We start from the raw sequence: 15,281 nt of genomic DNA on the forward strand, positions 1-15,281 counted from the left end.
TATGGATTTTTATACCCCACTATTTAGGCATGTGATCATGCCTGTCTATGACAAAATAAAGGGCAAAAACTTAATTCCACTGCTCAATGAATACCAGCAACACCTAACTTGGAACAGTGAACAATTACAACAATGGCAATGGCTTGAACTGCAAAAGTTGCTCAAGCACGCTTTTGAACACACGACGTTTTATCCAAAGATTTGGAAAAATGCCGGAATTGAGTCTTTTCAGGATATTCAATCATTTGCAGATTTTGAAAAATTGCCATTAGTCACTAAATCAGATATCAGAACACACTATAAAGAGTTTACCAGTGATATTCACCCGAACAATGTAAAAAAATCTACAGGTGGTTCAACCGGACAACCTTTTACATTTGAACTAGATTTAACCAGTAATACGCGAAGAGAAGCCGTTATGTGGCGTGGGTATGGTTGGTTAGGTGCAGGGCTTGGAGTGAAAACCCTTTATCTATGGGGAGCAGATTTAGGTAATCCTAGTCAGGCTAAATCAATTAAAAATGCGCTTTATCATGGCTTTTATCATAGAAAAATGCTCAATTCTTTTGCGATGAACCAGAACAACATGCAATCATATATTGATGATATTAATCAATATCAAGCTGATGCGATAGTTTCTTATGTAAACCCTTTATATGAATTAGCTCGTTATGTTTTAACGCACAATTGCCAAGTTAAAGCCCCGAAAAGAATATTAACTGGTGCAGAGCAGTTACATGACTTTCAAAGAGACACCATAGAAAAAGCCTTCAAGGCACCTGTTTATAATACTTTCGGTTGTAGAGAGTTTATGCTGATTGCAGCCGAATGCCAGCAGCAACGAAATTTACACATAAACTCAGATCACTTAATCGTAGAAGTTGTTGATCAACAACAAAAATCGGTCATAGGAGAATCAGGAGACCTTGTTATCACCGATTTATATAACTATGGCATGCCGTTAATAAGATATATCAATGGCGATAAAGCAACGCTGGAAAATAGTACTTGTAGTTGTGGTAATCCTCTGCCACTGATCAGTAGTATTGATGGACGTAAGCTCGATATCATTAAAACACCTTCTGGCGCTACCATACCAGGAGAGTTATTTCCTCATATGTTCAAAGAATTTAATGGTATTGAACGTTTTCAAGTTATTCAGAAAGAATTAGACCGTATTACCATTAAGCTAGTTTGCAACGAACAATTTTCCCCTCAAAATGAGCAAGCTATTTATGATGAGATCAATAAATACAGTAAAAATGACTTAATGATTAATATTGAAAAAGTAGCAGAGATTCCATTAACTAAAACAGGCAAGCATAGGGTGACTATCTGTGAAGTCTAGTCAAACTAAGTTACTTATTATTACTAATTTATTCCCCCTGCCTTGGGAACCAAATAGAGCAACATTTAATAAACAGCAATTTGAAGCATTAGCTACTGCCTACGATCTTTACTTTATCATACCGATCGCATTTATTGACTGGTTCAAACATAGGAAGGAAATTAAGCAGACGAGCAATAAACGTTATGTCCCCTACTTTTTTACTCCCAAAATTGGCCGCCGCTTATACTCGCTTTATATGTTTCTTTCCATTGTTTGCCATTCCGGTTTTTGGTTAAAACAATTAAGACCACAAAAAATCTTAGCTAGTTGGGCTTTTCCTGATGCCGTCGCATCTAGCTGGTTGAGTAAGTTATTTAAAGCGGACTTTTATTTTAAAGTTCACGGCAGTGACATTGATATTCAATGTCAGCATCAAGCTAGAGCTCAACAAGTAGTAAAAATGAGCAAAACAGCAAAAGGGATTTTATCAGTATCTCAAGCGTTAGCGACAAAAATGATCGCTCTTGGCATAGATAAAGACAAAATTCAGGTGATTTACAATGGCGTTAATCATGAAAAATTCACTCAACCAACAGCAGCGCCATACAGTAATGACTATTTATTATTTATAGGTAACTTAAAGTACGATAAAGGTGTGATGGAACTGCTCAATGGTTTCAATAAGGTTCATCAAACACACCCGAAATTACATTTGGTTTTTGCTGGCAACGGGGTAATGAAGAATCAAATAATGGCACTTTGCAAGCAATACAACATATCCGATAAAGTGACATTGTTAGGCGCAATTAATCACGATGAGATTCCTCAATGGCTTAACCATTGCACCGCGTTGGCCTTGCCAAGCTACCACGAAGGTGTACCCAATGTATTACTAGAAGCAATGGCTTGTGGTAAGCCAGTGATAGCAACCAAAGTAGGTGGAATACCTGAAATCATCAATGAAAGCATCTGCGGCAAACTCATTGAAAAAGAAAATGACCTCGCAGTAGCTGACGCGATCAATTTCATTTTGGCCAATCATTGGAACAAATGTGCTATTCAAAAACATAGCCAACAATTTTCATGGCAAAAAAACAAAACACAATTAATTGAGCTAATTGAAAGTAAATGATTTTTCCCAAGCAACGATTTTGCTAGCATATGGGAAAATTACGGTAACAGACAATAATATTAATAAAGGCTTTAAGCTAAATGAATATTCTATTTCATCATAGAACCAGAGGAAAAGGCGCTGAAGGGGTACACATTCGCGGTGTCACTAAGGGACTACGTCAGTTAGGCCATCAGGTTAGCATTTTATCTTTACCAGGTGCGGAGCCGGAAACCGAAGAGGATCAAAGTGCTAAAAAACAAATTCCTCCCAAAAAGAGCGGATTAGTCGCCTCATTAACAAACCTAACCAAATATACACCCGAGTTTGTATTCGAATTAATTGAAATTCTATTTAATATAATTTCTGCCTTTAGGGTACGCAAAGCAGTTAATGAAACTAACGCTGAGATGATTTACGAGCGATATTCACTATTTTTATTTTCATCTGTTTGGTGGGCTAAAAAACGTAATATTCCCATCGTATTAGAAATTAATGACTCTTGTTTAGTACATCGTGTCAGAAAGTTATTTTTTGTCTCATTAGCCAAAAAGTTTGAGCGTTGGATATTTAAAAATGCCACAGGCTTAGTATTTATTTCCAGTGAATTTCAACAAATTGCCCAACAAGAATTTGGTGAAATCGCACCTTCGGTCATTTCCCCTAATGCTGCAGACCTAGATGCCTTTATTATCGATGATGAAAAAGCAACAAAGTTACGTCAGCAGCTTAATATCAATGATAAAACCGTTATCGGCTATGTTGGAGCATTTGTCCACTGGCATGGCATCGATTGGTTTGTCGATATCATTGCAGATAAATTAAAGCAGTACCCTGATATCGTATTGCTGTTAATCGGTGATGGTGTTAGCTTTGCCCCGATTCAGCAACGCATTAAGCAAGCAGATATTGAAAATCAAGTAATTCTCACGGGACGAGTTGATCATAAAGAAGTAAGTACCTACTTATCAGCTATGGATTTTGGTATATTACCAGATTCAAATAACTATGGTTCGCCGATGAAGTTATTTGAGTTTATGGCAATGGGCAAAGGCATGGTTGCGCCAGACTTTACCCCTATTGCTGAAGTGGTCAAAGACAACGAAACAAGCTGGTTATTCGCTGCTGGCGATAGACAAGCTTGTATTGATAAAACGCTAGCTATCGCCGAAAATAACGCATTGCAAAAGCAAGTGGGAAAAAATGCTCGTTCCTATATAGAAAACGAACGTCAATGGAAACATAATGCTCAACAATTGTTATCTCTTATTAGCTTATAAGCAACATCTCGATTAAAGGAATAAAAATAAATGTTATTAACGTTGCTCGTTCTTATTATCACAATATCGTTAGCATTAGTGTTAATTATTAGAAAGAAACATATGCATTTATGGCTTGGCCATTACCTTAAACGTAAACTATTTCTTTCATCGAACACAGATGGAACTAAGCACATCATGTTTTGTTTTGTCGATCATTATGAACCTATGTGGGGTAAGGATGTTTCTTATCAGCAAGAATGTGATCGTGTCGAACGTTGGCATCAAGATTATCCAAAAGTAGCTAAACAATTTAAAGATGCCGACGGTTGTTACCCCAAACACTCATTTTTCTATCCTGAAGAAGAATATCGTCGTGAACATTTAGATAAGATCACTGACCTTTGCGCCCAAGGGATGGGGGAAATTGAAATTCATTTACATCACCATAATGACACCAGCGAAAACTTGCGCAATACGCTAGAGCGCTTCACTGAAACACTTCATGAAAATCATGGTGCATTTGTTAGAGATGAACAAAGTGGAAAATTACAGTATACCTTTATTCATGGTAATTGGTGCTTAGATAACAGCCTACCCAGTGGTAATATGTGCGGTGTTAATGATGAATTAATCGTATTAAAAGAAACTGGTTGTTATGCTGATTTTACCTTTCCATCTGCTCCTAGCCCAACACAGCCAGCAATGGTTAATGAAATCTATTATGCCAAAGATGACCCTGAAAAACCTAAATCACATAATACCGGGAAAGTGGTCACCGTTGGAGGCAATCCTTGGGGAGATTTGATGTTGATCACAGGTCCTGTAGGTTTAAATTGGAAACAGTGTAAAAAAGGCTTTATTCCTCAGATAGAAAACAGTGATATCAGAACCTCCATGCCACCAACAAAAGATCGTGTTGATCTTTGGGTAGATACCGCAATTACCGTAAAAGGTAAGCCAGACTGGCTATTTATTAAAGTACATACTCATGGCACACAAGAACAAGATATGGACACCCTATTAGGCCAACCATTTTATGATATGTGCCAATACCTTGAAGAAAAATACAACGATGGGGAAGATTACGCACTCCATTACGTCTCTGCACGCGAAATGTATAATATCGTCAAAGCGGCGGAAGCTGGCCAACAAGGTAATCCAAATGATTATCGTGACTACGTGGTGGCGGCTCCAAACTATAAGGCGTCATAACAGTGATCAAATCAGTTCTGAAACAGTTATACACTAAGTGTTCATGGCCTTTTTTACCAAATGGTGTCTATTGCTTTAACTATCACCGAATTGGTGATGAAGAAAAAAGCGCGTTTGATCCTAATGTTTTTAGTTGCACCGAACAAAGATTTGAACAACATATCAAATTTTTCAATGACAAGTTTGTACCAATCAGTGTTGAACAGCTGATCGAGAAAATTGAAAATAATACCAAGTTAGATAAAAAGTATGCATTAATCACGTTTGATGATGGCTATATAGATAACTATGAAGTAGCTTATCCAATCCTAAAGCGATATAACACGCCAGCAGCGTTTTATATCGCAACAGATTACTTAGATGCTCCACACATTCCTTGGTGGGATGAAATTGCCTGGATAGTACGTCATACCAAAGTACCGTCAATCAAGCTAACGAATTGGCAAGAAAGTATCGATATATCAAATAGTTCAGCGATTGAAAAAATAAGAAAAGTATTACGAGTCATTAAGCAAGATCAAAGCAGAACTATGCCAGATAAAATTGCAGAACTTGAGAATGTATGCCAATGCCATATACCAGACTCATTAAGAAATTCTTCGCTTTTTATTAATTGGCAACAAGCAAAAGAAATGTCTGATAATGGCATGCATATTGGCTCACACACGCTAAGCCACAGCATATTGTCACATTTAAATGAAACTGAGCAAAAAAAAGAAATAGAGCAATCTAAAGCTATTATTGAACAGCACCTAAACAAAGCCACTACTTCAATTGCTTATCCTGTTGGGGGACGCTCAGCTTTTAGTAAACTAACACAACAATTAGCCAAACAAGCAGGATACAAACTCGCCTTTTCTTTTATCCCTGGTGTGGTACTTTCATTTGCTGCTGATCAGCGTTATCAACTGAGGCGTTTACCGGTAGATGGGAATTGCACTGTTAAAGAATTAAAAAATATTATCGTAAAAAATAAATAGGACGTTGACTAATATGCCAAACACTATAGTGCTTGCCGCAGGACCAAATGGCTTAGGTGTAGTAAGAAGCCTTTACCTGCAAGGGGTGAAATGTCAGGTAATAACACGAGATAAAGGCGACATATCGCTTAAATCTAAAGTACCTACAATTAAATTGTACATAGATGGTACGACCGATGAAGAGCAACACCAATGGTTATTGGCGACCTTAAAAACACAACCTAAAAATACGATAATAGTGCCGACGTCAGATTGGTTTGTCACATTTTTAACTGAACATGAAGAAGTGCTTAGACAAAATTGTGAATTTATCATTCCTGATAGTCACTTAGCAGAAGTACTCATTGATAAAGCGAAAGAAACATTAACCGTTGGTGAAGTGATCCCAATCCCCAAAACAGTACAACATATCGATAATCAGCAACAGCTAAGTAGTGAACTTTCCTTACCTATTATCATTAAACCAAGATCGCATAAACATATGGTCTTAGGAAGTAAAAATATTATTATTAATAGTCAGCCTGAACTTGAACAATTTTTCAGTCAGTTTGGCGATAAACTGGACCATTTGATAGCGCAAGAAATTATTGAGGGACCAGACAAGCAACAATGGGTTTGTAACTGTTTTTTCGATGAAAATAGTAATATAACGCAAGCTTTTACTTTTAATCGTTTACGTTTGTCACCTTCTCACTACGGTGTTACCAGCTACGCTATCAGTCAATATAATGAAGATGTCATCAAATTATCAGAAAAATTAGGTAAAGCATTAAAGTATACTGGCCCCGCCATGGTAGAGTTTAAGCAAGATCCAAAAGATGAAATTTATAAATATATTGAAATCAATCCTCGCCTAGGCATGTGTAATTATTTCGATACCTCTTGTGGTATCAATAATGCCTATGCCACTTACCTATTAGCAACTAAACAAGAACTGCCAACTGCAAATAAAATGCAAAATAACATTGTTTTTGTTAGTTTTTATGAAGATTTATTTTCCCGATTAAGTGACGGTGAGTCATTACCTTCAATAGCCAAAGAATACCTAAAAAATCTATTTACAAAACGCCACGTCTATATTTACTTCACTTGGTGGGACCCAATGCCTGCTGTTATTTTAGCAAGCAGACAACTGACAGGTATTTTTAAATCCTTATGGCGTAAGGTCTTTAACTAAATGACAAGTATTACTATCTTAGCCAACACTGCTGTTGATACAGTTGACGCTATAGAAGCTAGCAAACACTACCAAGGCAAAGAGTTAAATTGCTCTATCGATGGCGAAATTAGCTATATTGAGACCGATCATGACCATATCTTTGTAGTTGGCTATATTCAAGACAATGCATTTAATCAAGCAGCTGATAGGAAAGCCTATTTTAGCAAGACAGAAATACTTAACAGTGTCACACAATTAAATGGTCATTTTTCAATTGTTCAAGTGAGCAAGTCTGATAGTTCATTCACCCTATATAGCAATAAAGCTGGGGGAAATCGCCTTTACCTAAAACAAACATCAAATGGGTGGTCTATTAGCAATAAGCTAGCGTCGTTAAAGGCGAACGGAGATAGATTAAACCCAACCGCATTAGAAGAAGAGTTCTTATATCGTTGGATTACTGGTGAGCACAGTTTAATTTCTGGTGTTTATCAAGTACCTTCGGGTCATTATTGGACGATAAAAGCTGATAGTATTACCCAAAAGCACTGTTATTACACTTTGCCTTCGGTAGAGGATTATCAATTAAATAATGGTTCTTTAGCTGAACTAACCCAAGAAACTAAAAGGCTAATAATAAGTGCCTTAAACAAAATGTTAGCACCAGGTAAAAAAATTGCTATTTTATTATCTGGTGGGGTCGATTCGTCAATTTTAGCCGCACTTGCACAGCACGCAGGACATCAGTTAGTCGCAATATCTCACCGCTCAATCGAGCATGAAAACCCAGAACTGGCTACAGCAATAAAATTTGCCGAAACATTAAATATAGAACATAGAGTCATCGACATAAGCGACAATGAAATCGCTGATGCATTTAAACAATGCGCTTTAATTACTGAACAAGCACCTCGTTTTCAAAGTTCAATTATTCTTTACCTACTTTTTGAAAAACTGCAAAACGAGTTTTCTCAAGTAATTTATGGTGAAGCTGCCGATACCTTATTCGGCAATAATTCTCTTAAACGTTACCTCAAAAGACAGCAAAAACAACAGAAAGTACAAAAATTAACTAAATGGCTTCCAGGCTCTAAATACTTGATTAGTCGTTTAGCAAGTAAAAGTAAGATACAAAAATTACTGAGTGATACCGTTGAAGACTATATTCAAGAAACGAATAAATTAGCGATAAACGAGTACACACTTGAGTGTTTGAAAAAATCAATCTCGCTGAACAATCATAATTACTCACTGCAGCAACTTAACAGCTATCCACAACATGCAGATGCTCTAACCAATGATTTATTGAAAATCAAGCGCTTTGCTCTAGATACAGACGTCGATAATCATTTTCATGAAACTGGAGCGTTAGCGGCTCACTTTGGTTTGGAATTAGTCAGTCCATTCGTCGATATTGATGTGATGAACTTTGCTGCCCATTTACCCATTGAACAGACGATAACAGGCGAATTTGTCAAACCTATTTTAAGACAAATAGGAGAACAATTCTTCGCCCCTGAACTCATGTATTTAGCTAAAAAAGGGTTTCCTGCACCTCACCTAACCTGGTTGAACACAGGTCTTAAAAAGTATGTCGAACAAGCCGTAGATGATTTCATTTTTGTGCCTGCTGAACAACTGGACACCGAAACCTGTTGGACAATAGCAGCACTAAATATTTTATTTACGGAATTTAACATTAAATATAACGATTAAAGCCCGTCATAAAACTTTAATACGGTGTAGGCAAATGCGAGTAACCTATTATCGTGTATACTTAGACTATCAAAGACATATCATCAGTTAAGCAACTATTCTGTCTGATAGTTCACGGAAGATCTAAGGTCCTCATATGCTTCATCATTTTTTACAGTTAAAAAATATATCGATATTAATTGTTATTTTTTCATTAATTTCATGTGGAGGTTCAGAAAATAGCAACACTACGACCTCAGTCAATCAAGAGTTCTCTGAAAGCCCGATCACCGAGGAGTCTACTCCTCAGATTTTTGTCATCAACCATATGCCAAACACGTCTCAATCAGATGTTCCAGTAGATGCTAACATCACAATAGCCCTTTCCGATGTAATATCTTCAGATTTAAATGCAAATGATATTGAATTATACCGAGATAATGAAAAAGTAGCCGGAAAAATAATGGTAGAAAATGAATCTATCACCTTTATACCTAAAACAATGCTAAGTTACTCTTCAGATTACAAATTCAGTCTAAATCCCACCGGTGAAAATAAAAAAAATATTGCTCCTTACTCATTTCATTTTTCAACTCAAGCTTCTAACGAACAAGCCAAACGGAGTTTTCATCCAATAGTTACACGTTATGGGCAAACTGAAATAACCCTGTTTCCTAACGAAAATATTACTGCTAATACCTTAGTTAAGGCATCTTTTGGCATCCCATTTCCACGAGGTTATATCACCAATATCACTCAATTTCGCCTTTTAGATGAATCCGGCAACGAAATACCTGTAGCGACAAGGCAACTTTTACCTTGGCATGAAACTAGCGTCCATTACGAAAGCATTCGATCCATTATTGTTCAAATAAAAACCAGCTTCAATCTTGATGAATATCAACAACTAGCTCCAAAAACTATTATATTAGAATGGGGACGCAGAAGGTCTACAGTAGACCGTGAACTGACACCAGTTGAAGATAGTTGGCTGTTAGTTAACGATCAAGAATACCCAGCGAGTGAACAAATATATGAACCTGCTGTTTATGCTGTTTTTTCACCTGAATGGTATGGAAATAGCGTCATCAAAACTCGACTATTGCCCGTAGGGAGTCACCCAGATTTATCTGCATACGATAATGCCTTTCAATTATTTGGCGATACCGCAATTAATCGTGTTGACCCAAGGGTATTAGATGACAACTTAATTCCTCATAGAAATAGTTATGCAGCTTGGCTATTTGACCGGGCTATGGCCATCTATCAATTGGCTTTCAAAACAGGAGAATATAAATACCTGCGTGCAGCACACCGAGCATCACAGTTTTATCTCAAGCATATTAATGATAATGGCTATTTTTCATTAAAAAGCTCAAATGATATGAAATATAGCTATGGTGAAAGTCTGGTAACTAACTATATTCTTCAAGGTACTTCTGAAATTCCTGAAACTTTTAATAAATTAAATTTAGCTTGGGATTCATTTCATACTGAATACACCTTAAATAGCAACTTTTGGACCGAACGCCATGCTGCTGTACAACTATTAGGTTATGTGACTTCCTATGAAATGACTGGAGAACAAGCCTATCTGACAAAAGCGACAAATACCTTTCTCGCACTAAAAAATATGCAGGAAAATCCAGTTGATGGAGCCCCAAAAACTGGCGGATTAATGCATACCGCCGAATCTCACGGCGAAGGAGGAGAGCATTATATCGCTAGCCCTTGGATGTCAGCTTATCTGATCGATGCTATCGAACGCTATTATATTCATTCCGAAGATCTAACCAGTTTAGATTTCATTATCAAAATGGCTGACTTTTTCAAAACAGAAGGAGTCTCTTTATATGAATGGAAAGGCTGGCAAGGTAAAGACAGTTATTATGTTCCTCATTATATAGCGGGTATCGACCTCACTGCTCAGCAGCAGGGCAATGATGGCTCTCTAGACTTAGAGCATGCACCAGATGTTATCAAAACATTTGCTGCCGCTTATTTTGCTTCTTGCGCGTTAACTCAATGTGATAGCAACTATTTAACTGTTATCGCAAAACTATATAATTCGGTAATTACCTATAGTTTCCCTTATTGGATTAGAACTTCTGCGCCTGATGCAGGTTTAAGTAGCTATCGCCTAGCACCACCACGTAAATTTAACTGGTGGTTTAAAGGAACAGCTAATATTGATTTTTTAATCGAGCCGGAAACTTCTCTGCCAAGTTACAAAGATAGCGCCCCCCTTTTAACACTCACCCAGCAACATAACGCTACATATTTCAGCCCGGGAGAATCCATTACATTCACCTTCAAGTTAAAAAACGTCGGCACGATTACGGCTAAAAATGTAGTTGTTTTTAGTAATGTACTTAAATCGAGCCCGAATGGTTTACTTAAAATCTCAGAAGTAGATCAATCAGGCTATAACCGCTATGACGCAGCCGTATGGAAAATACCTAGCCTTGCTCCAGGTGAAACACTTGAAGAACTAAGTTTCACTGTTGATGTTACCGATTTCCCAGTTTTACCCACAACAGACCGGCCTATCGGTAACATATTAGCCTTTGCCACACTTTACTTTTGCGCTGAAAATGATGATGAAGATACTTGCCGAATCTGGCAGTCAAATTGGGATACAGGTGTTCAAACTTATAAAACACAAAGTAATTGGCAAATAATTAAGCCAACACCTCCGGTATCACCTCCTACTATCAATATAATTAATCCGATGCCGGAGCAAGCTATTAGTGATTTAGTTGAGATTAATGCCGAAATTTCTGATAGTGATGACGTAGCACTGGCAGAGTTTTGGTTAAATAATGAAAAACTAGCAACGTTTTCTGAAGCCCCCTATAGCCATACAATGCAGTCAAATGCTTTGGCTGATAAAGCCCATAAGTTAACAGTCAAAGCTTGGGATAAATTTGGCAGTTATAATGAAAAATCAGTTTCATTTACCGCATTAACCCCAGATAGAGTAGCCCCCGTTGTTACTATAAACTCTCCTGAAAGTAATGAAACCTTTTGTGATGACGTTAGTGTGCAATATCAGGTGCAAGATAATTATAGTGTGAGTCATTGCGTGCTGGAATTGGATAACGAACAGGTCAAACTGGATAACTGCCAGCCATATCAAATTAATAAGGCTATTCCCATTTTCAAATCGTTGGCCTATTTACCATTTGATCTTGAGACTAACACCATTGTTAGCCGCGATGGTAGTCATCTAATAGGCACAGCAAAAGATGTTATTTTTACTAATGATCCCCTTCATAGCGCTATTAGTTTTAATGGCCAAAGCAGCGAAATTAATTTTGATACCACTCAGATCCCAATAACTAATGATCTCACCATTGCATTTTGGATAAAGCCAGATAACGGTACAGGTATGTTAATGTCTCAAAGCTGGGATTACATAGGAAATGAGCAAGGCTGGGCCATCTATTTAGGTCCAAATTTTCATCGAAATAATAACGAACTGTCTATTTCCTGGTCATCAGGTGATAACACCCACAACGCCAATGACACGAATATAGTACAAACACCTGCTAATTCTATAAACCTTAATGTGTGGCAACATATTGTCATCCGTAAGCATGATAAGACGGTAGCTATTTTTATTAATGGTGAAGAGGTAATTAGCAAGCAAATTGCTCAACAAGAAATCAGCTGGCCCTTTAATTCTGATAAAATATTATCAATCGGCAAGCCAATGAACCATCCTGATTTTTATAATAGACGATATCAAGGAAGTCTGGATGATGTCATTATCTGGGACACAGCTTTATCCACAAATGAAATTTCAACTATCTATCAACCGGAAGATATTAATCTTACCAAAGAGTTAACCATTTATGGTTACGATAAGGCGGGAAATGTAGGTCAGAGCTCTGCAACATTTACAGTAAAAAGCTGTAATTAAGCTTCGTTAGCAGGTATTTCCTGCTAACGAGAATTCTCGCAATCATTAAGCTCGATTACGTAACAGTGAAATTCCCTGCTTTATCCATTGTCGCCATTGATAACTTCGGACAATAGCTTTTGCATACTTAGCAAGTTCGAAGCATTGATGTTTCATCGCTAGCTGATAATTGTCTTGCCAGAACGTCGCTTGACTATCATTATAAATTTTAATCTTTATTAGAAACTGCAGCTTATTTTGTAATAGAGGTAACGAGTCAGTTTCCTTTTTTAGTACCGCCAATGCAAACATAGTGCGGAGACACTTTTCACACTCTCCACAATTAAACTCTTCAGATGAATTACAAATACGAATACTATCTAGCGCATCTTTATTTTCAGCAATCCCCGCCGTTTTTTCGGTTCTTGCAACAGCGCCATGATGAATGACTTGCGTAAAACCGTTAGACAATAAAGGATCTGTCAATAAATGACTCCCCCATGGAAACAACTCATCAATATTATGCGATGCTGGAATATATAAAGTTTCTAAACCATAGGCCAATACAAGTGCAGTGAATAGAGCTGCATGCTGTGTAGACAATTTAGCTCCTGGAAAAACATGACGTACATTGGTCGTTGCGATTAACAGTTTTTTATTATGTTTTCGAGCAAAATCTTTATATTGAACAACGGCTAAATCAATTTTTTTTTGTTCTTCCAGTTGAATATCCATACCTATGCATAAAAATACATGACTTAACTCACGCTGTTTTTCTACATAAGTATAATAAGAATCTATACCGCCAGAGAATAATGATACTTTACCTGAAGCCTCAAGATCTTGCGTCACTGTTTTGACATTTACATCAATAGGATGAAGGTGTTCGTTATACCACTTTGTAAATATGTTCTGATGCTTATCCAAGTTTTCAACTAACATTGCTGAAACAGGAAATTTATCTGGAAAAGTTAAATCAGTCCCTTCTTGCATAGACTGAATATATAAAGAAAGAAAAACACAATCATTGAGAAAAGGAAGTTGCTCTGCCCCTTGAAAGTTTAACTGTAAGTCTGATTTCTGAGCTATTTTGACCCTTACATTTATTGAGCCATCTTCGCTTACAGATTGTTCAATTGCTGTAACTTCCATACTATCCCTTAAAGAAAGTTTAGTTCAAAAGACTATCGTCCTTTGCCAAAAAGCACAATTTCAACAGTTCGAATTAGAATCAACATATCCAACATAAAGCTTCTGTGCTTAATATAATATAAATCGTATTTTAATTTTTCTAATGAGTCTTCTTCAGTCGAACCGTATGGATACTTTAACTGTGCCCATCCGGTCAATCCCGGTTTAACATTATGCCTTTCATTATAATAAGGAATAGTTTTAATCAACTGTTGAACAAATTCTGGACGTTCAGGGCGTGGACCAACAAAGCCCATATCACCACGCATAACGTTGTATATCTGTGGTAATTCATCAATACGATACTTACGAATAAATTTACCTATTTTCGTAGTCCGGTCATCATTCTCTGTTGCCATTTGTGCTCCATGCTTTTCAGCATCAACACGCATACTACGAAATTTATAGATATTAAACGCTTGTCCATCTAAACCAACGCGTTCCTGTAGGTAAAATATTGGCGCTTTCATCCCTTCATCAAGCTTTATTAAAATCGCTGTGATCAACATTACCGGCCAGGTAACCAAAAACAAGAAAAATGCGATACTGGCGTTGAAGATCCAATCTAGTGTATTTCTTAAATGGTTTGCTGATGCAAAGCCGTTGGAATAAATCACCCAACTTGGATAGATTAAATTAACCGCAATTTGACCTGTTTCGCGTTCAATAAAATCTAAAATCTCCGTGATTTCAACACCGCGAATTTTGCAGGCAAAAAGCTCATCTACAGGTAAGTTATTGCGACGTTCGTCACTTGCGACAACTATTTCATCAATATCATGTTCCAACGCATAGCTAACTAATGAGCCATCGAGTTCAATTTTATTCTCATTAACTATGCCTTGTTCCGAATCGCCATCCATAGTAATAAAGCCATGCATAAAGAAACATTGTCGATCAACACCGCGACGCATACGTTTTTCAATAATTGAAGCCCGTTCACCAGCGCCCAGCACCAAGACATTACGTTTATTTAAACCAAAAAAATCAACTCGATAAGTGATATAACGAAACAAACAAATAGCAAAAAAACTAATCAAGGACGCAACAGCTAATAATTCAATTGGCAATGCATTTTTTGCATATAGAGGATTTGTTAGAACAACAATAAAGAAACCTATTGCCACCGACATTAATATTCGGCGCACTAGGCCTCTGAAGCTTTCTCTGAGTTTAGAATTATATAATCCTAAAGCCAGTGATGACAGCTGCACAACCAACGCAAATACAAACGCATAGATAAAGATGAAATTCTTTGGAATTTCAATATGTTCAACTATTGTAATAACACTATTACCGTAAAATGAAACCAGAAAGGCACTAGCAAACAACAATAATTCAATAATAACGAGAGATTTGCTTCCTGACGACAAATCACGAAACTTTGGACTAGACATAAATAACGAGCATTCCCTTATAAAAGTTTACAATAACCAG

10 protein-coding genes are annotated in these 15,281 nt (G+C 37.0%); 8 read left to right on the forward strand and 2 right to left on the reverse strand.

Annotated elements, in window-relative coordinates; translation table 11 throughout:
• The first annotated feature begins 1 nt into the window (after nt 1).
• The 8 genes from QQK06_RS07745 to QQK06_RS07780 all read left to right on the forward strand — a co-directional run bounded on the left by QQK06_RS07745 (nt 2) and on the right by QQK06_RS07780 (nt 12,674).
• Nucleotides 2-1,348 (forward strand): phenylacetate--CoA ligase family protein, encoded by a 1,347-nt coding sequence (locus tag QQK06_RS07745; protein ID WP_284244083.1) that lies wholly within the window; start codon nt 2-4, stop codon nt 1,346-1,348.
• Nucleotides 1,338-2,462: a glycosyltransferase gene (locus QQK06_RS07750; protein ID WP_284244084.1), complete on the forward strand. Its 1,125-nt coding sequence runs from the start codon at nt 1,338-1,340 to the stop codon at nt 2,460-2,462. Before QQK06_RS07745 ends, QQK06_RS07750 begins: the two co-directional genes overlap by 11 nt.
• 80 nt (nt 2,463-2,542) lie before the next feature.
• Nucleotides 2,543-3,721 carry a glycosyltransferase family 4 protein gene (locus QQK06_RS07755; RefSeq protein ID WP_284244085.1) on the forward strand — a complete coding sequence of 393 codons (1,179 nt, stop codon included), beginning with the start codon at nt 2,543-2,545 and terminating at the stop codon, nt 3,719-3,721.
• Nucleotides 3,722-3,751: 30 nt separating this feature from the next.
• Nucleotides 3,752-4,915 (forward strand): hypothetical protein, encoded by a 1,164-nt coding sequence (locus tag QQK06_RS07760; protein ID WP_284244086.1) that lies wholly within the window; start codon nt 3,752-3,754, stop codon nt 4,913-4,915.
• Between the two features lie 2 nt (nt 4,916-4,917).
• Nucleotides 4,918-5,895, forward strand: a complete 978-nt coding sequence (locus tag QQK06_RS07765; protein ID WP_284244087.1) for a polysaccharide deacetylase family protein — start codon at nt 4,918-4,920, stop codon at nt 5,893-5,895.
• Nucleotides 5,896-5,908: 13 nt separating this feature from the next.
• Nucleotides 5,909-7,072, forward strand: coding sequence for a carboxylate--amine ligase (locus QQK06_RS07770; protein ID WP_284244088.1), 1,164 nt, complete (start codon nt 5,909-5,911; stop codon nt 7,070-7,072).
• The gene (locus QQK06_RS07775; protein WP_284244089.1) at nt 7,073-8,770 is read left to right on the forward strand and encodes an asparagine synthase-related protein; all 1,698 of its coding nucleotides are present in this window, start codon (nt 7,073-7,075) and stop codon (nt 8,768-8,770) included.
• Nucleotides 8,771-8,906: 136 nt separating this feature from the next.
• The gene (locus QQK06_RS07780; protein ID WP_284244090.1) at nt 8,907-12,674 is read left to right on the forward strand and encodes an Ig-like domain-containing protein; all 3,768 of its coding nucleotides are present in this window, start codon (nt 8,907-8,909) and stop codon (nt 12,672-12,674) included.
• Between the two features lie 45 nt (nt 12,675-12,719).
• Here the strand turns inward: QQK06_RS07780 and QQK06_RS07785 are convergent, their stop codons facing one another.
• Together QQK06_RS07785 and QQK06_RS07790 are read right to left on the reverse strand one after the other, a co-directional pair.
• Nucleotides 12,720-13,805, reverse strand: a complete 1,086-nt coding sequence (locus QQK06_RS07785; protein ID WP_284244091.1) for an adenine nucleotide alpha hydrolase family protein — start codon at nt 13,803-13,805, stop codon at nt 12,720-12,722.
• A gap of 32 nt (nt 13,806-13,837) precedes the next feature.
• Nucleotides 13,838-15,241, reverse strand: coding sequence for a TIGR03013 family XrtA/PEP-CTERM system glycosyltransferase (locus QQK06_RS07790; RefSeq protein WP_284244092.1), 1,404 nt, complete (start codon nt 15,239-15,241; stop codon nt 13,838-13,840).
• Nucleotides 15,242-15,281 lie beyond the last annotated feature (40 nt).

Source organism: Thalassotalea insulae, from assembly GCF_030161395.1.
In the GTDB taxonomy this organism is placed as follows: Bacteria; Pseudomonadota; Gammaproteobacteria; order Enterobacterales; family Alteromonadaceae; genus Thalassotalea_E; species Thalassotalea_E insulae.